We start from the raw sequence: 19,071 nt of genomic DNA, 5'->3' as shown, positions 1-19,071 counted from the left end.
TTACGATGAAGTCCCCTCCGATACACTCGATCTGATTTCACCTAGAATGTCGCAGCAGCGGCAAAATGGCCCGAGAGAGCGAATCCGTGGTCTATCGATAGATTAGACTCAAAATCTGCCGGGCGAGCTCGGAGAACTTGAAGCCCAGTCCAGATCGCAGGAAAAACTGAGTCCAGTGAATCGTGAGAGTGCCTAGATGCCGCTCTGTCGGCTCGCGAACCTCGCCCGTCATCAATTGGAAGGCCGCTCGCGCCAGCCACTCGTTTGCAGGATCACTCTCTATCTGTTTCCTCAGGGCAGGACTGCACGCCAGCGAATTGAACATGGCATCTGCCAAGAGTAGTGCCTGGCCTGCCGCTCGCCCGGCACCCATCTTCTGCGAAACGCGATAAAAACGCTCCAACTCTTCATTACAAAGACCGTAAATGAGCGCTCCAAAATCCGAGATCCACTTGAGCCGGAACCACGCGCTCGAGGCGCCGTGAACGGACAAATACGCAAACAATTCCTCTTTGGCCAAGGTCTTGAGCGAGACGCCTGGCGCAACTTCGACAAACTGACTCGGGGAATGCACTCCCAAAGTCGGGATCAACCTTTGGTTGTCAGAGAGGCGGGTGTGCAGCTCAACGTGAAAAAGATCGTCGCGGCTCCATACGGATTCCTTGCTCGGCCTGTGCCAGGCATGAAGCTGCGCACGTTTCGAAGGTATGCGAACTCCATAGCCGCGCCTTTCAAGCAGCCTCGCGGCTTCTTCCAGATCTCTGGCGTCGATTAGCAAATCAATGTCCCACCCCATTTTCATCAGAGGTGAGCGATAAGCGAGGGCACCGACCGTCAGACCTTTGACGAACAATAGAGAAATGCCGGCTTGGTCAAACTCGGTTAGTATGGCTCGGCATTCGCCAGCGATGGCAAGGTTGTTCGCGGCAATCGACCTGGCGTCCGACGCGAGCGCATCCTTGATGTCGACCGGCATATTGTTGGCGTATTGCGCGAGAGCATTCCACACCAAACCTTGGACCCTATGGCGCCGAGCAAGGGCCAGAACGAGTTTCCAGTCTAGCCCATCCGTAAGGTCAACGGAGCTCTTGCTCGCATCCGCGAAATTCCACTGACAACATTGAACCAGCAGGCGGAATTCGGGCGCGAGCATTCGAGCGTTCACTGCTCGTTACGCCCCTCGACATAATTCACGAAGCGTGCGGTCAATAGCGCTCTTGGAACTCCCAGCTCTAGGGGCGCGAAAACGGATGGGTCAGTTTCGGTCTGCGTGGGCCAGTCTTCAAGGGCAGACCGCAATCGTGGCAAGTCGATCATGTCCGCAATGCGCTCGTTCTTTTCGAGACGGTCAAACTCGGCGAGATATTCGACGCGACGGCGCCCAACCCGAATATGCCAATCGGCGTCCCATCGACCATTGAGCCGGTTTGCGCGCTGTTCCTCCGGCATCAGGTCTTTGGCAGCACGCTTGGCAAGCCACCTGGTTTCTCCGTCTCGCATGAACATCCGCGTGGGCAATCCCCAGCAATATTCAACCAGAGGACGGTATGCCATCGGGTCGCGCTGCGGAATACCATACATCTGCTCAAAGGCCTGGTAGATTTCTGCCACCTCATGGTCTTCGCGTGGGAGAAGCAATTGGCGGGCATGCCTGGAACTCCAAGGCTGATAGCGGTCGAGAACGACGCCCGAATTTTTTAATCGCCCATCGAACCCGGACCGTTCGCGATAGCTTCGTGTGAAAGGCTGGATCAGTTCGCGTATCGGCGCGTCATTCGGCCTAGTTATCTTTCTGGCGAGCCGCCAGAGAGGTGCAGGCAGCAACGGAAGCATGCAATGCGCGGCGAAGCGCCATGCTATGGATCGTTTGGGACCGGGATTATTTCGCAGAGCCAACCAGAGCTGTCGCCATCGACCTTTGATCAGATACTCGACGAAGCCCCAGTCCCCCTTGTCGCTGAATGCATTGTTTCCCCAGTCGGACTGCAGAAGGACGTCGCAACCCTCCTTCGCCGCACCGGCAAACAGTCCGTGGAAGACGTACATGTTGCAAAGCCCTGATGGGGCCCCCCCATCAAATGGAAAAATTCGTTCCAGCGATGATCATGGCTGTATCCCTCGTTGGCCGTGAAATGCGGCTCGATCCCGGGGTGTAGTTTGGCGAAAGCCTCGACCATCGGACGCTCGTCCCCGGTCATCCCGGCCTGAACGATGCCGTCATATCCCGCCTCTGGATGGAAGGTGAATGTCGGCAGTTTCTGCCCGGCCGGAATGGCAGGCAGAGCCCGTACGGCGATTTGAGGGGAATCGAGACCGGCGGAGAGTGTCACCCCCGGTTTTCGGAAACCAGAGAGGCAAACCTGCACCGCTTCATCCAAGAGCTCACTGACCCGCGCGAGGCATTCTTCATCGCTTCGAACGTCCACCTTTGGTGTGGCTAGCGGATCGTAATAGCGTTTGAGGATCCGAGGTTGCCCGGGACGAAGCTCTACGACACAACCCAGCGGGACCCGATGAATTGACTTGAACCAGCTCGCTTCCTCGTCGAGAAAGTAAAGCATCCCGCTATCAACCACGCGATCTTCATTAAGCCGCTGGGGAAGACCTGCCGCGAAGAAAATTCGCGGAACAGAGCCAACTACGGCCTGATGGTCGTCATGAGAATAGTAGAGTGGCGGCGCACGCAAGGGGCTTCTTGCCAACCGAAGTAGGCGCTCTCGCGGATCGGCCATAACCGAACAATAATCACCGATGATCTTGAGGTCGGACTCGTCGCCCCACCGCTCTACCGCGAGAGCATATAGGTGGCCTCGGTCGACACAATCCGTATCCAGCTCCTCGGCGATCTCCGCGGCATTATCAAAGTAGCCATGGAAGATAGCAATCTTCCCGTCGGGCAGAGTTGCCGGACGCCAGGCTTTGCTCTGCGCGAGGGTCGATCGGAGGGCCGATAAGCGGAGTGGACTTCGGCAATCGTGGAAGTGCCTGCATAACCACCAATACCCGAACAAAGTGATGCAGCTAGTCGCGCAGAGGACCCAATGAATTTATCCGGTGATGAATCGGCCCAAGGCCAAGCAAGGGCCAGCATTGCCGGTCAGGCGATCAATTTATCGAAATGCAGTAAGGCAGTTCGGCCTGGAACGCGGAAAAGTGCGAGGGTCAGCTTTTGTTGTTACCTTGCTGAGTGCCGTTCCCGGTGTTTCCGGCAACATCCTTGATCGTACCGAGCCGGCGGATTTCCGGTTTTGCCCAATTATTCGGCGTTTGTGTACTCTGGTTCATACTCAGCTCCCTGCGCAACCGGCGACACGCATGTGCACGGACTATCACAATAATGCGCGACCCGCCCGCAGGTTGCAAGCTATCATTAACTCAAATTTACTTGGCCCAGAGGGGCTTATCCCCCAGGCGCAACGTTTCGACCCAGGGTCCTGGCAAATCTCCGAGGATGATCTCGCTGTTCACTTCGACCCAAGCGTGGAGCTGATCATCAGAATTTCGCCTACTAGGCGGGCGGACCGCGAAGACGACAGCGTGTTTGATCCGCCTGGATCGGAGGATCCAGCTAAGCGCCATTGCTCTCGGCAGACACTTGGCCTCGAAGGGCAGGAGCCTCGCTGCCCACTCGACATGTGCCGCAAATTTCTGTGCGACCGAAGCCGCCTCACTGTTCCCGTCTCCCGGTCTCGTTTTGCCAAGGCTATCGCGCCACCAGCTGAAGGGCAGCGTTGCGACCACGGTCCGGGCCAAACACAAGGATGCCAAGCTCGTCGCCGTACGCAGTCGCGATTTCCAGCGCTCAGGAATGGGTAATGAGCCCAAGCTCTTCTAGCTCGGAGACAAATTCGTTCACTTCGCGAGATATGCTGGCCTTTTGCCCGTTAAACTCGTCGGAAAGCGCGCAAGTCACGGCCGCGCGATCCCTAGTCCCGTCGATTAGGCGCCAAATCGCCGCTGCGGTCCCGGTTAACGAGTAGAATTCGCCGGTATCCGTGCGCATGACGACAATCTCATCGTCAATTTCCGCTTCAGTGAGGCGGTCAGCCATTTTGCTGAGATACGTCATGCGCTTAGCTCTCGCTTATCCATGACATGTTCGGCCACAAATGCCACCCCTTCGTCGAATCTCGCTGCGTCTCTTGGTCGCTGAAAGCGGGCCATGGGAATCTGTTTTGCAAGGCGTGCGCGATGAGCGAACTGGTCGACGCGGCTGGAGCGACGTGCCGCTTCGAACAGATAAGCCGTTTGATGCTCGTCCTGCATTCTAATGAATCGCTCCGAGCCCGAAAGTTGCGACAGGCTGACCTCTGGTCCTTCCTCGAGGAACACTAATTCGCCCATCGGCAAAGCCCTTTGCACCGTTCCCGCGGCCGGCGCGGCATAAAATTTCTCGTACGTTTGCGAGACTTTCTCTTGGCGGGCGGCGTTCGTCAGCGCGAACGCATCCTCGCACAACTTCAAGCGCTTATGTCCTGGAAGACACATCACTCGATCAGGGGTGGAAAGATCGAGGACAAGCGTATCGTCGCAAAACATTGGCAGTCCGTGCCGTGCAAGTGCGGCAACCAAGGTGGACTTCCCCGCCCCCGCCACTCCTGTGAAGGCGTATACCAAGCCGTTATATGCAACCGCCGACGCGTGAATGGGCAAAAGTCCGTTCATGCTCGCGATAGCGGAATAGACCGTGCCATTGAGCCATAGGGACTCCTCGCTCAGGTCTGCATCTGCTCCGCGATAAACGGTCACTCCTTCGCCGCGCCGATAGTAAAAGTAATGATTGCCCTCGCCCCGCAGAAGGAAATCTTCCTCACCCATCTGCCAACTCGTTTGTTCGAGTGGCGAGTCAAATAGATAGGTTGGAACCACGCCATACGAGACCCGAGTCTCACGCTGTAACACCAACTCGGCAGCGGACTTAGACATACCTTAGCCTAACACAGATCCCACGCCCCTTCCCGTGCGGGCACGTTAACAAAGCGTTTGTTCCCTTGACGTTAACGGGATTTAAGCTAAACCGCAAATAGAGTAGTGCGTCGGGAAATATCGAGAAATGCGTAACTTAGTTTGCCGGATCGTTGGGCATCGTCGCTCGGCCAAGAAGGCGAAGCGCGTAGGTTACGAGTGGATCAGCACCTGCACGACTTGCGGGACCACCATGCGACGTGTGGCGCCTGGGAAATGGGTGGCGATCGATGCCAACGCCAGCGCGCATTCCGACTTCTCGCAGAGCAGGACGGGCTAGACCGCCCGAGTACTTTGGCGGCGTAAAGCACGCGTATCAGTAAAAGAAGAGGCGGCGCCGGAGCGGACAGCGCCATGAGGCGTTGGCCTCCAATGCGTCGTTCCTCAGTAATTCTCGTACTCGTCGTAGCAGGGCTGATAGCGCTCGCTCTCGGGATTTTTGTCGGCCGGAAGATGGCTTCCGCTGAGCCAAAAAAATCGAGTCCGGCAAAAGCCAACAACCCCACGCAAGACCGTTGCGCCTCCCAGCGAACCTATGATCGGATCAAGGGCGAGCTGTTCCGTCGGGCGGCAGTAACACGCGGAAGCGAGCGCTCCGCATTCGACCGCCTCTCCGCCTACTCTGTTGTACGAGTGGAGCGACCGCTACTTGCGGATTTCGATGAGCAACTTGGTACAGTCCGTTGCACCGGCCGTCTGTCCCTGGATCTTCCCCCCGGGGTCTCGGTGGTCGGCAATCGCAGGACCCTGTCGGCGGACATAGACTATGTGCTCCAGCCCGCAGCAGATCGGACCGGCGACGTCGTCATTCTCGAAGGCGCGGACCCTATCGTCATACCTCTTGCAACCTTGGTGCGGACTGCAGACCAACCCCAACTCCCCCGAACCAATCCTCCACTCGGTCCACCTGACCGCCAGGTTTCGGGAGCCACGTTATCGTCTCCCCAGGAGACTGTTGTCCCCTCTCCTTCTGTAGCCCAGCCTGTTGAACCGGCGCCTTCCGCGCCGCCGGCGACATCTCAGGCTCCAGTTAGTCGCCCTAGCTTCAACTGCCGATACGCCAGAACCTGGGGCGAAATAGCGGTTTGCAGGAACGGCCAGTTGGCAGCCCTCGATCGACAGATGGCCAATGAGTATTATCGAGCGCTCTCTCGTGCAGACGCCCGCGAGCGACGCTTACTGACCAGCAGCCGAGACGACTTCCTTCGTAGTCGCGATCAGTGTCGGTCGCAGGGGTGTGTCGCTCAGCGATATGAGGAGAGAATGGCCGAGATTCGCGCCATCATGCGCTCCGGTCGTTGATTGCTTGCTGCCGTGAGATTACCCCGCCGCATGCTGATCTAGAATCATCAGGCCAACTCCCCGCTAGCTACCCAGTATTTGGCCGCCGCCCCGGGATTGAGGCGGCGGCCAAGGGCCATAGGAGGGAGGGCCCTTTAATCGAAGCTTACTGGCCAGGATCGGCAGCGACCGAAGCGTCGACACCGCCATTGCTATTGCCGCCGGCTGAGACTGAAGCCGCGTTTCGCCGCTGACTCGCAGAGGCCTTGCCACTCGCCGATCCACTTCCGCTAGCGCTCGCGAGGCCCGTCAACGACCCAGCGAGATTGCCCGCGCCGTTGCCGCTTGCATGTCCTGCCAGCTGTCCCGCCGCGCTTGCGGCGGCACTGGCGGCCCCGCTCACACTTCCGGCAAGGCCGGCATCGGTTGAGCCGTTGGCGTTGCCCGCTGCCGAACCAGCCGCATTACCCGTGAGCGAGCCTGCAAGGTTGCCTGCGCCGCCGGCGTTTCCAGTCACGCTCCCCGCCATACCTGTCGCTGTATCAGCAACGCCGCTCACGATTCCTGCCAAGCCGGCATTGCCGCCGGCCGAACCCGATCCGTTCGCGCTCCCGCTGACGCTATTGGCCACTGTTCCGGCAACCGATCCCGCCGAGCGGGTTGCGCCGTTAATTGTGCCCGTGGCGTTGCCAGCACTGCCAAGAACGCCACCGAGCGAACCGCTGCCGCCACCGCCGAGGGTACCGCCCAGCGTTCCTCCGACGGCACCGTTGACTGCTCCGCCGACGCTGCCGCCCACATTGCCGAGCAATTGCGCGCTTGCGGGCGCGGCGATCGTCAGCGTTGCAGCACCGAATGTCAGGATGAGCTTATGCATGAATACGTCTCCTCGAGTTCCTACGAAACACGGCCCAGCGAGCCGAATTTCCGGGACGAGAACGACGATGCCCTCCAGCTTCATCCCGACTTTTCTCGATTATTTGACGCGAACCGCTTTCGGGTCGGTCCGACAAGTCGAGCAGACGACCCCCCGTCCTACCTTGCCGCGGCCAGGCCTGGCTTCCGCGACCAGCGCTCTAGCGCTGCCGGTTACTGCGATCCGTGACGTCACCAAGGGCGCAGCAAAACTCGTCCCTCGCACCTTCGCATAGCCACTGCCAGGGCTCGCCGCGGCCATGTCGGCGCCAGGGGCCGCAAAATCGAGGTGCCCTGCCCGCCCGGCCTCCGCCAGAGCCCGTCCACGGGCATCCACGCCTGTCACCGCAATCACTCCAGGATACGAGGCAGGATATTGTGGAGGCGCCGCCGGTCCGTCATTCCCGACTGCCGCCACGACCGTCTGACCTCGTTGACGCACGATCTCGATCGCGCGCCCAACCATTTTGTTCGACGGCCCGACGAGACTGATATTGATGACCGCCGGACCCTTGGCGGATAGCCAGGCCAACGCCTTGACGATGGTGCTTGCCGACCCCGCGGCCTGGTTTCCGCCATAGACGTCAGCGACAAGCAGGTTCGCGCCCTGGGCTGCGCCGTTGAACGGCCCCTGCTTGCCAACAATCAGGCTTGCAACAGCGGTCCCATGACCCGTCGCAGCAGCCTTGCCGGCGAAGCCGCGCTGCTCGATCCCAGCGCCGCTCATCGAGGGATGACTGGCCACTCCGCCGTCAATCATGCCGATCCGCCGCCCGCTCGCAGACCCGCTGCTGGAAGCCAAAGCGGCAGCGGCGAGCGGAGATAGCGATCCTCCCGCCGGCTCATAGACATGGTCGAAATCCGCCTGGAGCGCAGGCGCGACTTTCGCCAGCTTTCGCAAGGCGTCTGGAGCACTGTCGCCGCGCGGCACCGCCAACGTCACGCTGCGCATCCCGAGTTCCTCGATCCGGTCATCGGCCGCGATCCGGAAACCGGCGCGCAAAGCCTGCTGAAGTGAACTGGGATCCGGATTGATCACGATCAGGACACCGCGCCGAACCGGTTGGCCGCGACCATCGCTCTCGAGTTCGCGGCGATTGGCACGAATGAGTTCACGCAGGCGCATCTTCCGGATTTCACTCAGCGTCGCGGGGCCAGCCTCGGCGATCGCGTCCGGGAGACCCGCGACGCTGTTGAGAGTTGGCCGGATCACCTCCTGCGCCTGGCCGGAATTGATTCGTTGGTTGAGCACCGGCCCGAGAACGGGCCCGACGACCGGCGCCTCACCGGCTCGAAGATCCACCGGCGGCAGCTGAACCCCGCCAATCCCGCCGCCGCCGAGCAGCTGTGCGCCAGCTGCAGTGGCAGCAATGCTGGTTACAGTAAGGCCCGCCAACAGGCGGTACGAGAAATTACGCATCAGATATCCTCATTGATTAGATATTGAGGATGAAACGGTGGCGACGCGTCGTTTCATCCACATGAGGGCCAATGGACCATACGAACGCGTTCGAGGACGAGCTGGTTGCGCTGCTGCCAAGGCTGCGGCGTTTCGCCTATTCCTTATGTCGCAGCCCCTCGGAAGCCGACGACCTCGTGCAACAAGCGGCGGAACGTGCGTTGCGCTCTCGCGACCAGTGGCAAGAAGGTACGAGGCTCGACAGCTGGTGCTATCGCATTCTGCGCAATCTTTGGATCGATGCCGGTCGGATACAGTCCAGACGCACCAAACGCGAGGCGCCCGCGGAGGAGGCGATCCATTTGCCCGATCCTTCAGCTACGGCCGACACCAAGCTGGAGCTGAGCCAGGCCATGGCAGCCTTGCAACGCTTGCCGGCCGAACAGCGGGAAGTCGTTTCGCTGATTCTGATCGAGGGTTTCGGCTACCGCGAAGCTGCCGAGATGCTTGATCTTCCAATAGGCACGATCTCCAGCCGACTCGTCCGCGGACGGACGGCATTACTCGCCATGCTCGGGGGCTTCTCAAAATGATTGATGACCGGAAATTCTTCGCGTGGCTCGACGGTGAGCTTCCGTCAGAGGAAGCTTTGGAGGTGGAGCGCCTGGTAGCATCCAACCCGGCACTTCGTCGCCAGGCGGAAAGCCACCGGGCGATGACTGCAAAGCTGCAGGATGCCTTCCGCTCATTGGCCGAAACGCCGCTGGAGCTGCCGCGATCGAACGTCGTAAGTCTCGACGAGGTTCGTCAGCGTCGAACAACGCCTCAATGGTGGCAACAAGCTGCAGCGCTTGCCGCGACGCTCGTCCTTGGGATCGTACTCGGCGGCCAACTCGATCGCGGGGCTGAATCGCCGGTGGCCCAGGAAAATGGTCGACTTGTCGCCTCGCCCCGTCTCGCATCAGTCCTCGATGAAGGTCTCGCCAGCCAACCAGAGGCCGGCGGTGTGCGCATCGGCCTCACGTTCCGTGACAAGCAGGGGCGCATTTGCCGGACCTTCTCCGATCTCGCTTCGAGCGGCCTGGCCTGCAATGACGGCGGAACTTGGGATCTCAAGACTATGGTCGGGCCGACCGAGGGTCAGCATGGTGACTATCGCATGGCGGCTGGAACAGACCCACGGATCGCCGAGAGCGTCAGCGGGATGATTGAAGGCGAGCCGTTTGATGCGGTCCAGGAGCGCAAAGCACGTGATGAAGACTGGCAGCCGCGCTGACCCGTGGAAACTTCTAGAGCGATCATTCAATTCGACGGCGTTGGTGGTGTCATGCTGGGAAAGAGGCGTTGCATCACCGTGGCGGACGAACCGGAGTTTAGGCTTGCAGATTCGGCGTGAAGACGGTCAAGGCAGCCTGCTGAATGGCGCAGTAACTGGTTCAAAATGGAGCCATCGGTTCCTTCCTGGGACCTTCCCAGGTATGAGAGGCGTTGCTCGGCCATGCCGACGGCCTGCGGCCGTCTGATTGTTCGAGGTGACTTTGTCGGACTGGAATAACACTCCCACAGAAGGCGGCAATCTAGATGCGCCGTCAGATTCCCGTTCCGGTCACGTCAGCCCGGACATTCCACCTGAACTCCTTCGCCAGGCCATGAACATGCAGGCCACACGCGATGAGCGGAGCAAATTCTTCGAGCCCCACCTTTTCGGAGAAGCCGGCTGGGACATGCTCCTGGCAGCCTACATCGCTCATGGCCGGGGATACCGTCTCAAGGTCTCCGATGCATGTTATGAATCCCGAGTACCGGTGACCACTGCGCTCCGCTGGCTGGACCACATCGAACGGGCTGGCCTCGTCGAACGCCGCAAGAACACGGTAGACCGACGATCGCTGCTGGTGAGCATCACGCCGAAGGGCGTTACCAAGATGAACGACTATCTGCAAGCTGCCGCCGAAACCTTGTCCCGCGTTTAGTCGAATACGGAATAATACTGATTGGACTTCTATTTAACGCTTGGTAAACAGCGAGCGTCTCGGGAGTTACAGTATTATGGCGTATTCGGGGGGCCGCGAGGCACACATCAACACGTTGAAAGAAGTGGCTAAGTCACTTCAGGACGCATTAGACAAGCTGGATGCTACCGATGCGCCAGCCGACATCGGCGCTCATATTGATCGCGCCATTTGTCGACTTCGGGATATTATCGGGAAGTAAACGTTCATTCCGTTTCGGAATTAAATACGTTTGCTGGGCGGATGCCCCTGTGCAATCTGCCGTAGCCGAATCCACAATCGAGGAGGTTCGGCACATGCGCGCTGCTCAGCGGTCCACCAGCCATCAGCGTGACTGGGAGACTCCGACACTTCGGCGCTTCAAGCTGTCCCCTTCAGAAGTTGCGCAGATTGTCGGTGGCGCCTCCCCCGAAACCGAGCTCCTGAAAATTTATCGAGTGCGGTCAAAACTCGCTGGTCAGTCGAGGGCAGGACATTGAGACATCACGCCCCGCCCTCCACGCCGACCAAAATTTGCGACGAGGTGAGTGACCACGGGATATGCGGCCTAGTTTTTCAACCGGGATGCAGGTAAAAGTAATCGAGTCACAATCATTTATCGGGCAGACGGTGTCGATCGTCGTGTTCTAACGAGCCTCAACTGAGGTTCCAGTGCGGAGTACAGTCATGTTGTCAAAGTCTGGAAGAACTCTCGCCGCTCTCGGACTTTCCGTCAGCCTGGCGGCTTATCCAACGATGAGCGCCGCTGCGACCTCGGCGCCAGCCCAGGTAAACCCGTTCGCCGTAATGAGCGCCTTTGGCTCTCCGGCATCGGCCGCTGCACTGTGCGGAAATGCCGCGCCCGCAGCTGCCGCTGGAGTTGCCGCAGCAGCCCAGGCTCCTGCCCCCGGTTGTGTCCTTCCGGTCGTCGAAACGGTTGCTCCAGTCGGCCAGGAGCTTCCGCCGCGCTCGCCGATGGTGGCGGTCGGCAACAACGCCATTCTGCCCGCTCTGCTTGTCATCTCCGGCCTAGCTGCTTGGGCGCTATTGTTCGGCCTTCAGGATGACGACGATGACGGCAACGACTTCGTGCCAGTCAGCCCTGCCTGATCACGGCGGACGACTGCCTGCTTAACGTGCCGCCGAAGGGGCGGCGCGATAATCAAAGTCCAAATTTCCTATACTAGAAGAGGCTCCGCCAGTTGATGACGGGGCCTCTTTTTCAGGCCCGGGCTCCTGAGTTTAGCCGGGCTTAAATCATGTCAGTACTCTGGCCTGAGGCGCCCCCAGATTTCGCGCGACTTGCCGTTCAAACCAGAGCCGACCGCGGAAATGATGGCCGTGGCAGGATTGGAGCATCCCGTACAGTTGGGGCTCCACCACCTCGTTCGCCGTAAGCCGCACTGAAATCCGATCATTCTCCCACGTTCACATCGTCCCGAGGATGGCGAGTTGCTCGCTGAGACCTCCAGCCGCGATTTCTGCAGTGCTGCACGGAAGCAGGCGCGCTCAGACAGCTTTGGGTTGAGATCTCATTGATTGCCGCGGCACACGTGTCGGAACCGTAACGGGTCGTCTGCATTCATGCGCGAAGAAGGATTTCCATGAAGCACTACCGTATCAATAAATTGGCCAAGATTGATGGCATCGTGGTCAAGAGAAAGGACATCTTGGCGAGTTCGGACGCGGAGGCCATTCGCCAGGCGGCGGAAGACCGCGACTGCCCGATTTGCGACGTCTTGCGCGACGGCGAGAGGGTCGGCGCGATCGTTTGAAGAGGCGCGCTCAAACGCGAGTTTTCCCCGAAACAATGCCGTTCCCAGCTCAATGGAATGGCCGTAGCGGCCCCGCAAGAGCCGTCCGTCATGGACAACCTAGCGCTTGCTGGTCGCATCCGATTGGCGCATCCTCGCCTACCAGCGGGGGCGCATGGCCAAGATTTTCCTCAGTTACGCACGCGAGGATAGCAGGCGAGCCGAGCGCATTGCATCGGTCATCGAAAAAGTGGGTCACGAAGTCTGGTGGGATCGGCATATCGACGCTGGTTCCAGCTTTTCCAGTGCCATCGACACCGCGCTCGCCGAAGCTGAACTGGTGGTTGTGCTTTGGTCGAAACATTCCGTCGGCTCCGACTGGGTGCGTGACGAAGCTGCCACCGGCCGCGACAGCGGCCGACTATTGCCGGTACTGATCGAGCCGGTCGAGCCGCCCTTAGGCTTCCGGCAATACCAGGCCGTCCCGTTGACGCGCTCGCGGCAATCGACCGCTCCACTCGTGGCCGCAATCGCGAAGCGCCTCGGCGACACGGACGCCATGCATGTTCAGACGGATCTGGCCCGCTCGAGCCCAGCCGTAAGCCGCAGCCTGCTCGTCCTCGCAGCCTTCCTCATTGCGCTAGCAATCGCCGCTGCTTGGCTCTTTAGATCTCCCAGCGAGACGCACACAATTGCAGTCGTACCATCCAGCTTGAACGATGCGCGATCGACCGAACTCGCGCGTTCCGTGGCGCGCGACCTGGGCCGGCTGCGCGCTGGGCCGATTGGCTCGCTCACCATCGTCGATCCAATGGACAGTAAGGCCAAGGCCGAGTTCCGCGTGGAAGTCGGGGAGTCAGGAACGGGCAAAGACTTACGGGCCGACGTTGCAATCACTCTCCTCGGTACCCCTGGCTTGCTCTGGAGTAGCGTGATCGATGAGCCTGGCGGTCAAGCCGTCGACCTGCGCCAACAAGTCTCGGCTCAAATCGGCGGGGTGCTTAGCTGCCTTGCCGAACTGGGCGACCTTCGCCGAACTGTCAGTCCGCAATCTCTCTCCCTTTATCTTCGCGGGTGCAGCCTTGGTTCCGATTCTGAGGCCATTGCGGTTTTCCGCCAGCTGACCGAGCGAGAGCCCCGGTTCGGACCTGGTTGGGCAAATCTCGCGATGGTCATCGCTTGGAACGTCCCCACTGCTTTGCCAAGCGACCAGCGGGCTTTGATCGAGGCTGGCAGATCTGCGCGGGACAAGGCGCTGCAATTCGGACCCGATCTTCCTGAAACCGCAGTGGCGGTTGCCATCATGAGACCGTCGGGGCAGCGAAGGAAGCAGAGGTCCTGCGGATCATGGACGCGGCAATCGCGAAGAACCAGGATTCCGCCTTGCTTCGAGCGACCCGCGGGAACGCCCTGCAATCGTTGGGACGATTACGAGAAGCGATTGCGGAATACGCCCGCGCGAAGGAATTAAACCCTCTCTCTCCGGGCCTGCTCGACGCCCACATCAGCGCTCTCGCTTATAGCGGCAAAATTCAATCCGCGTACGGCGCCCTTTCCGAAGCGGAAAAGTCGTGGCCTGGTTCCAAGCAGCTCGCCGACGCCCGGTTTCGGCTGGACCTGCGCTTTGGCGATCCGAAAGCTGCCGAAGAATATATTCGTCACTCGGTAACCAGCGGGAATACCGATCTTAACCTCTATCTTCCTTATCTTCGTGCACGGGCCAATCCTTCGCCCGGTAAGGTCGAGGCGGCGATCAAGGACTACCGGGCGCGATTTCGCCAGGATCCGGTCAACTCCCCGGCTTACGTATCGACGCTCGCGACCTTCGGCCGTGTCGATGAAATATACGAGGCCCTCGAGGATGACATCGCCGCCGACTCCGTCAGCGCAAATCTCGACATCCTGTTTCGACCGTATTTCTCCAAAGTTCGGGCCGACCCGCGCTTCATGTGGTTTGCCAAGCGCATCGGCCTTGTCGACGTTTGGCAACGAACAGGCCACTGGCCGGACTTCTGCGCTGATCCCGACTTACCTTACAATTGCCGCGTTGAAGCGGCCAAATGGCGGTCGGTGAAAGTCCTTTCTCCGATCACCGGCGGAACGACTGTTCCCTAAACGACGCCGGCATGCTGTCCGACCTGCTCAATCCGGTCTCGATAAAAGACCAGCCTCAATTGCTGGAGGAGCCTCAACCCGTTCCGGATCGAAGCGATGGATTGTTTCGGAACGACATTGCCGTATTGTGACCAACGATAGCGAGACCCTCGGTTTCGCTGGGGGCTTGAGGTGCCGCTGAGTTCCGCGCACCGGTAACGCGTACAGCTTTGGGTGGAGGCTGTATCCCATGGGTGAATTACCTAAGCGGCCCGGTAACGGGCTATGATCTTCAATTCGCTCACTTTTGTCGTGTTTTTCGCCGCCGTCCTGGCGTTGCACTATTCGCGAATCTTCTCCTGGCACCAGAAGAAGATCAACCTGCTGCTGGCGTCCTATCTATTCTACGCGGCCTGGAACCCACCCTTCGTAATCCTGCTCTGGGTGTCGACTGTGGTCGACTGGTGGGCGGCACAATGGATGGTGCGCTCGACGCGGCAAGCCACTCGGCGGACCTGGATGATCATCTCGGTCGTCGTCAATCTCGGCATGCTCGGCTACTTCAAGTATGGCGAGTTCCTGCTGCAGAATTTCGTGTCCGTCGCCGCGTCGCTCGGCATCGAATACCGTCCACCAGAATGGAATATCGTCCTTCCGGTCGGCATCAGTTTCTACACCTTCGCTACCCTTTCCTACACCCTCGATGTGTACCTGCGCCGAGCAAAGCCGGCCAAGCACTTCCTCGACTATGCATTGTTCGTCACCTTCTTCCCTCACCTCGTCGCCGGCCCAATCATGCGCCCGACGGAGCTCGTTCCGCAGTTCGCGGAGGCCCGCCGCGCGACCGCACACCAGCTCTATTTTGGCTTCGCGCTGATCATCCTTGGCCTTTTCCAAAAGGTCGTTCTCGCCGACGGCTTTTTGGCGCCGGTGGTCGAGAAGGTCTACGACGCGCGCGAGGGCGTGCCGACGATGCTCGATGCCTGGGTGGCAACGCTGGCATTCAGCGGCCAGATTTTCTGCGACTTCGCAGGCTATTCGACAACCGCGATCGGCGTGGCGATGGCGCTGGGCTTCGCAATGCCCGACAATTTCCGCTTCCCCTACGCTGCCGTCGGCTTTTCGGACTTTTGGCGACGATGGCACATCACGTTGTCGAGTTGGCTGCGTGACTACCTCTACATCCCACTCGGAGGTAACCGGCACGGTCCTGCGCGAACCTACACTGCCCTAATGGGAACGATGCTCCTAGGAGGGTTATGGCACGGGGCCGCATGGACATTCGTGGTGTGGGGCGGACTCCACGGTCTCTACCTTGCCGTGGAGCGCTGGCTCCGCGGCCAGTTTTCCGGCTGGAAGCCTGGACCGGCATCGATCTTCGCGTTGGGGATACTCACCTACCTACTGGTGAACATCACCTGGGTTTTCTTTCGAGCGAAAGACTTCACGGTCGCGTCAAACATGCTGACATCAATGGCCGGGGTCGCCGGCAACCCCGTTCCGATGATCGCGCTGCTGCCGATGATTTATGCGTTGGTGATAGTCGGTGGAATCGTCGGAACCCATTGGGCGATGCGGGACAAGACACTGGAGCTCGCGGTCGAGCGCACCCCCGCATGGCTGATCGGGGCGCTTCTTTCGGTCATGGCGGTCGCGATTGTCGCCGAACAGGGGAAAGGCAGTGCCTTCATCTACTTCCAGTTCTGATCCCCCCAAAGGCATCGTCGAGCGCGAGGGCGCGCTGCCAGCTGGACTTCGCCTGACGGCGTCAGACCGCCCGGGCCAGGCGCAGCCGGTCCCGACCCGCGACGTTCCCAAACAACCGTGGGGGCGAATTCTCCTCTCGGTAGTCATCGTGTTGTCGGCGAGCGTGGCCGCGCTTGAAGCCAATGCCCGGCGCATCGGATTGAATGCAGGTGATCTCGACAACAGCGAAGTTGCCTGGGTCAAAGAGCGGATCCGTTCGGATACTGCGCAGGTCGCGATCGTCGGCGATTCACGCATCCTCTTTGACACCGACCTCGATCGATTTGAGGCGCTCACCGGAATTCGACCGGTCCAGCTTGCGATCCATGGCACGAGCGCACTCACTTTGCTGGAGGATGCCGCGAGCAACGAAAACTTCCGGGGACTACTGATCGTAGGCCTCGCCGACACGATGTTCTTCCAGCCGTTCGATGGCTACGGCGAATATGTAAGGCGTCGCGGGGACTTCACCTCCCCGTCCGGCCGCGTTGGAATTGAAATCGACCATGCATTGCAGAGAAGGCTTGCATTTCTCGATTCAAATCACCGTCTCAGCGTCGTCGCTCACCGGCTGGACCCTGATTTTCGCGATGGCGTCGAAGGGCCTAAACACGACATCTGGAAAGTGTCGGAAGTGGGCGAGAACCGCGCAACCTGGTTGTGGCCCGCGTAGAATATGACCCCGAATATCGAGCGCGCACACGGTGGGCGTGGAAAGGGTTTAAGGAGAAATATCCCTACACCCCGCAACTCATGGCCAAGGGGCATGCACGAGCCAAGGCGGCGGTTGATAAGATCAGGGCCCGCGGCGGGGACGTGGTCTTCGTTCGTCCACCGTCGGCCCCCGAGCTGAGAGTGAATGAAGAAGCGCAGGTGCCAAAGGCGGCAGGTTGGGACCGGTTGCTGCGTAACACCCGCAGTGTCGGGGTCCATGCGGATGATCTGCCGCAGGCCCAGAATCTCACGTTACCGGAATGGTCACATCTTAACCGCGCATGCGCCACGGTCTTCACCGATTCATATGTGCGCCGCCTGTCGGAATTGACGCCGCGAATATCGCTGCTCGTTTCTGCTCCGCGACCGCTGAGCCGGTCTGACTGCGTGCCCACGAAGATTGCGTCCCGCTGAAAGCCCCGGCCGCGACCTGTCAATGGTCGGAAAATGCCTTTGAGTGGGCGTGGTAACGCTAAGTCGATACCGAAAGCCCGCCGTGGCGAAGGTTGTCACGGCGGGCTCCCGGAAGTTACCGGATGCGGGATCCGGCAAGGTACGTTAACGTAGAATTTCTGACGCAACAAACAGTTTGAAAAACTGCCCCAGCCGGTTGCAGTCCGGCACGCCAGCTTAGTGGATAAGCGCCTGGATGACGCTCTCGACTAACCGAGTTTGCGGGTCGACGCTGTAAAGATAGCCGTTTCGGTAATAATAGCGGTTATCAGCATCCAGCCCGTACTGCGTTCGCCAATCGAGCGGGACCTGGTCGTAATTCCAAAGTCCGTAATTGCCGTTCCAGCGATCGCCGACGTTAAAGCTCTGCTTCGCTATACCCGGTGGCAGGCAGCCGTTGTTCTTTTTGGCGAGGCCTGGCGGGCACGAGCGGTTCCCCAGTAATTTCCCGCCGCATGGCCGTCATACACCCGGCGAGTGTTCTTGGCGTAATTGGCGTCGCTCTTGTGAACCATCCGGCCCTGGTTGGTCTGGCTCTTGTGAACCATCTGACCCTGCTTGGCCTGGCTCTTACCATGGCCCTTGCTCTTGCCCGGGTCAGCCGCGGCCGGAGCAGCAAGCGCGAGCGACGCGGCGCCCGCGGCGAGAAGAAGCTTAAACATCTGAAATTCCTTTATGAACCCCACCCTATCAGCGCATCAACGCATGAATGGGAGCGGCAGGCCCGCTTGGTCGATTTGATCATCGCCGCCGCCGTTCCAGCGTGCCGGAATTGTCAGCCTGCTCGATGCAGCCGCACATGGAAAGAACACGAACGTGAAGGCCTCTAAGCGCGGTCTAAGGTCGGCGATGCCCGCAATAACACAGGGGAATGTCTCAATTGCGGGATGGCTTGCTGGGCGCGACATGTCCCATCGAACCTGTGTCTGGTCCGGATCTGCCAGTCAGCCTTGGTTAGGGTCAGATTTCGACCAAAGCCGCATTCTGTTGGCGTCTGCTCACAGGTACGGGCGAGCAATCAGCGAAGCCGGCCTAAGCGGAACGCGCTGGGCGACGACAAGTTAGCCTGCAGCTGGCGGCACATCGCTGTTGAAGATGTCAGCAGTCGCTTTCCATTCGTTGCCGATCTTCCGCCATACCACCACATACTTTCCTGTGTCTTTTTGCGCCTTCCCTGATGGCGCAATCGTCAGCTGGTAAGTTCCTCGATCGAGCGCCATGTCACCGGAAGATGACAGCACGATCTGTTCGGGATCGATCGTTAGATCAAACCCGGGCGTGCTCATCATGGATGCCCAAGTTTGCTGTATCGCGGCGCGACCTTTGCTGATCGGAGCATTGGGTGGCATCACGGCGCCGTCCTCGGTGTATAGCTCCGCAATGCGTGCAGCATCCTTGGCTTTCACGAGCTGGAGCCAACGATCGACCTGCCCACGGATTGCCTTTTCCTCCGTCCCAGTGTCGACAACAACCTTACTGTTCACTTGGGCTGTGTTGTCTGCCGGCTTGTCACCTGGTTGGCATGCCGGCAGCAGCAACGCCGCGACAGAAAGTAGGAGTAACGATTTCGTCATTGGCCCCTCCCCTGATTATTCTTAATCTTAGCACACGCACGGTGTCCCGCGCCAACTTGCTGATGTCTGCTTTCGGCCCAGTCCAGCGGTGTTAGCGCTCGACCGGGAGCCAAGGCCGGTTCCTGCGCGGCGGCAACGCACACGAAAATTCGAGCAAAGGTAGGACTGAGATTTCTGTGGACACT

Annotated in this window: 17 protein-coding genes; 9 read left to right on the top strand and 8 right to left on the bottom strand. The window is 59.7% G+C overall.

The genetic code is table 11. The features are described from left to right. Positions 1-91: 91 nt before the first annotated feature. The 6 genes from G7076_RS04495 to G7076_RS04460 form a co-directional block, all read right to left on the bottom strand. The gene (locus tag G7076_RS04495; RefSeq protein WP_166200768.1) at positions 92-1,153 is read right to left on the bottom strand and encodes a nucleotidyltransferase family protein; all 1,062 of its coding nucleotides are present in this window, start codon (positions 1,151-1,153) and stop codon (positions 92-94) included. A gap of 8 nt (positions 1,154-1,161) precedes the next feature. Further along, on the bottom strand, positions 1,162-2,046 hold the full coding sequence (locus G7076_RS12375) for an asparagine synthase-related protein (protein WP_240913870.1): 885 nt from the start codon (positions 2,044-2,046) through the stop codon (positions 1,162-1,164). Positions 2,047-3,802: 1,756 nt separating this feature from the next. Continuing rightward, on the bottom strand, positions 3,803-4,069 hold the full coding sequence (locus G7076_RS04475) for a PqqD family protein (protein ID WP_166200760.1): 267 nt from the start codon (positions 4,067-4,069) through the stop codon (positions 3,803-3,805). Next, positions 4,066-4,926 (bottom strand): hypothetical protein, encoded by an 861-nt coding sequence (locus G7076_RS04470; RefSeq protein WP_166200758.1) that lies wholly within the window; start codon positions 4,924-4,926, stop codon positions 4,066-4,068. Before G7076_RS04470 ends, G7076_RS04475 begins: the two co-directional genes overlap by 4 nt. Positions 4,927-6,412: 1,486 nt before the next feature. Continuing rightward, positions 6,413-7,123, bottom strand: a complete 711-nt coding sequence (locus G7076_RS04465; RefSeq protein ID WP_166200756.1) for a hypothetical protein — start codon at positions 7,121-7,123, stop codon at positions 6,413-6,415. A gap of 99 nt (positions 7,124-7,222) precedes the next feature. After that, positions 7,223-8,581, bottom strand: a complete 1,359-nt coding sequence (locus G7076_RS04460) for a S8 family serine peptidase (RefSeq protein WP_166200754.1) — start codon at positions 8,579-8,581, stop codon at positions 7,223-7,225. A gap of 71 nt (positions 8,582-8,652) precedes the next feature. On the opposite strand from G7076_RS04460, the gene G7076_RS04455 reads away from it, so the two are divergent. The 9 genes from G7076_RS04455 (at position 8,653) to G7076_RS04415 (ending at position 16,818) form a co-directional block, all read left to right on the top strand. Continuing rightward, positions 8,653-9,153 (top strand): RNA polymerase sigma factor, encoded by a 501-nt coding sequence (locus G7076_RS04455; protein ID WP_166200752.1) that lies wholly within the window; start codon positions 8,653-8,655, stop codon positions 9,151-9,153. Continuing rightward, positions 9,150-9,836, top strand: a complete 687-nt coding sequence (locus G7076_RS04450) for a hypothetical protein (RefSeq protein WP_166200750.1) — start codon at positions 9,150-9,152, stop codon at positions 9,834-9,836. The genes G7076_RS04455 and G7076_RS04450 overlap by 4 nt, the downstream gene beginning before the upstream one ends. A gap of 379 nt (positions 9,837-10,215) precedes the next feature. Further along, on the top strand, positions 10,216-10,533 hold the full coding sequence (locus G7076_RS04445) for a MarR family transcriptional regulator (RefSeq protein ID WP_166200748.1): 318 nt from the start codon (positions 10,216-10,218) through the stop codon (positions 10,531-10,533). A gap of 705 nt (positions 10,534-11,238) precedes the next feature. Continuing rightward, complete coding sequence (locus tag G7076_RS04440; protein WP_166200746.1) at positions 11,239-11,661, top strand: hypothetical protein; 423 nt, start codon at positions 11,239-11,241, stop codon at positions 11,659-11,661. Between the two features lie 494 nt (positions 11,662-12,155). Then, the gene (locus G7076_RS04435) at positions 12,156-12,326 is read left to right on the top strand and encodes a hypothetical protein (protein ID WP_166200744.1); all 171 of its coding nucleotides are present in this window, start codon (positions 12,156-12,158) and stop codon (positions 12,324-12,326) included. 154 nt (positions 12,327-12,480) lie between these two features. Next, entirely contained in the window at positions 12,481-13,776 is a 1,296-nt protein-coding gene (locus tag G7076_RS04430) for a toll/interleukin-1 receptor domain-containing protein (protein WP_166200742.1), read from the top strand. Further along, positions 13,725-14,420: a tetratricopeptide repeat protein gene (locus tag G7076_RS04425; protein ID WP_166200740.1), complete on the top strand. Its 696-nt coding sequence runs from the start codon at positions 13,725-13,727 to the stop codon at positions 14,418-14,420. The genes G7076_RS04430 and G7076_RS04425 overlap by 52 nt, the downstream gene beginning before the upstream one ends. A gap of 264 nt (positions 14,421-14,684) precedes the next feature. Beyond that, a complete protein-coding gene (locus tag G7076_RS04420; protein ID WP_166200738.1) occupies positions 14,685-16,106 on the top strand; it encodes an MBOAT family protein in 1,422 nt (473 codons plus the stop codon). After that, positions 16,081-16,818: a hypothetical protein gene (locus G7076_RS04415; protein WP_166200736.1), complete on the top strand. Its 738-nt coding sequence runs from the start codon at positions 16,081-16,083 to the stop codon at positions 16,816-16,818. Before G7076_RS04420 ends, G7076_RS04415 begins: the two co-directional genes overlap by 26 nt. An 868-nt stretch (positions 16,819-17,686) precedes the next feature. Here the strand turns inward: G7076_RS04415 and G7076_RS04410 are convergent. Next, positions 17,687-17,974 carry a hypothetical protein gene (locus G7076_RS04410; protein WP_166200734.1) on the bottom strand — a complete coding sequence of 96 codons (288 nt, stop codon included), beginning with the start codon at positions 17,972-17,974 and terminating at the stop codon, positions 17,687-17,689. 399 nt (positions 17,975-18,373) lie between these two features. Further along, positions 18,374-18,886 (bottom strand): SgcJ/EcaC family oxidoreductase, encoded by a 513-nt coding sequence (locus tag G7076_RS04405; RefSeq protein WP_166200732.1) that lies wholly within the window; start codon positions 18,884-18,886, stop codon positions 18,374-18,376. Positions 18,887-19,071 lie beyond the last annotated feature (185 nt).

This window comes from Sphingomonas sp. HDW15A, from assembly GCF_011301715.1.
Classification (GTDB): Bacteria; Pseudomonadota; Alphaproteobacteria; order Sphingomonadales; family Sphingomonadaceae; genus Sphingomicrobium.
Note: the sequence above shows the minus strand (reverse complement) of the source record. Positions and strands in the feature narration are given on the sequence as shown.

Coding starts and splice junctions, on each gene's coding strand:
- G7076_RS04420 (WP_166200738.1), top strand. CDS start 14,685: ATGATCTTCAATTCGCTCACTTTTGTCGTGTTTTTCGCCGCCGTCCTG.
- G7076_RS04440 (WP_166200746.1), top strand. CDS start 11,239: ATGTTGTCAAAGTCTGGAAGAACTCTCGCCGCTCTCGGACTTTCCGTC.
- G7076_RS04430 (WP_166200742.1), top strand. CDS start 12,481: ATGGCCAAGATTTTCCTCAGTTACGCACGCGAGGATAGCAGGCGAGCC.
- G7076_RS04405 (WP_166200732.1), bottom strand. CDS start 18,886: ATGACGAAATCGTTACTCCTACTTTCTGTCGCGGCGTTGCTGCTGCCG.
- G7076_RS04435 (WP_166200744.1), top strand. CDS start 12,156: ATGAAGCACTACCGTATCAATAAATTGGCCAAGATTGATGGCATCGTG.
- G7076_RS04445 (WP_166200748.1), top strand. CDS start 10,216: ATGCAGGCCACACGCGATGAGCGGAGCAAATTCTTCGAGCCCCACCTT.
- G7076_RS04460 (WP_166200754.1), bottom strand. CDS start 8,581: ATGCGTAATTTCTCGTACCGCCTGTTGGCGGGCCTTACTGTAACCAGC.
- G7076_RS04410 (WP_166200734.1), bottom strand. CDS start 17,974: ATGTTTAAGCTTCTTCTCGCCGCGGGCGCCGCGTCGCTCGCGCTTGCT.
- G7076_RS04475 (WP_166200760.1), bottom strand. CDS start 4,069: ATGACGTATCTCAGCAAAATGGCTGACCGCCTCACTGAAGCGGAAATT.
- G7076_RS12375 (WP_240913870.1), bottom strand. CDS start 2,046: ATGTACGTCTTCCACGGACTGTTTGCCGGTGCGGCGAAGGAGGGTTGC.
- G7076_RS04495 (WP_166200768.1), bottom strand. CDS start 1,153: ATGCTCGCGCCCGAATTCCGCCTGCTGGTTCAATGTTGTCAGTGGAAT.
- G7076_RS04455 (WP_166200752.1), top strand. CDS start 8,653: ATGGACCATACGAACGCGTTCGAGGACGAGCTGGTTGCGCTGCTGCCA.
- G7076_RS04465 (WP_166200756.1), bottom strand. CDS start 7,123: ATGCATAAGCTCATCCTGACATTCGGTGCTGCAACGCTGACGATCGCC.
- G7076_RS04450 (WP_166200750.1), top strand. CDS start 9,150: ATGATTGATGACCGGAAATTCTTCGCGTGGCTCGACGGTGAGCTTCCG.
- G7076_RS04470 (WP_166200758.1), bottom strand. CDS start 4,926: ATGTCTAAGTCCGCTGCCGAGTTGGTGTTACAGCGTGAGACTCGGGTC.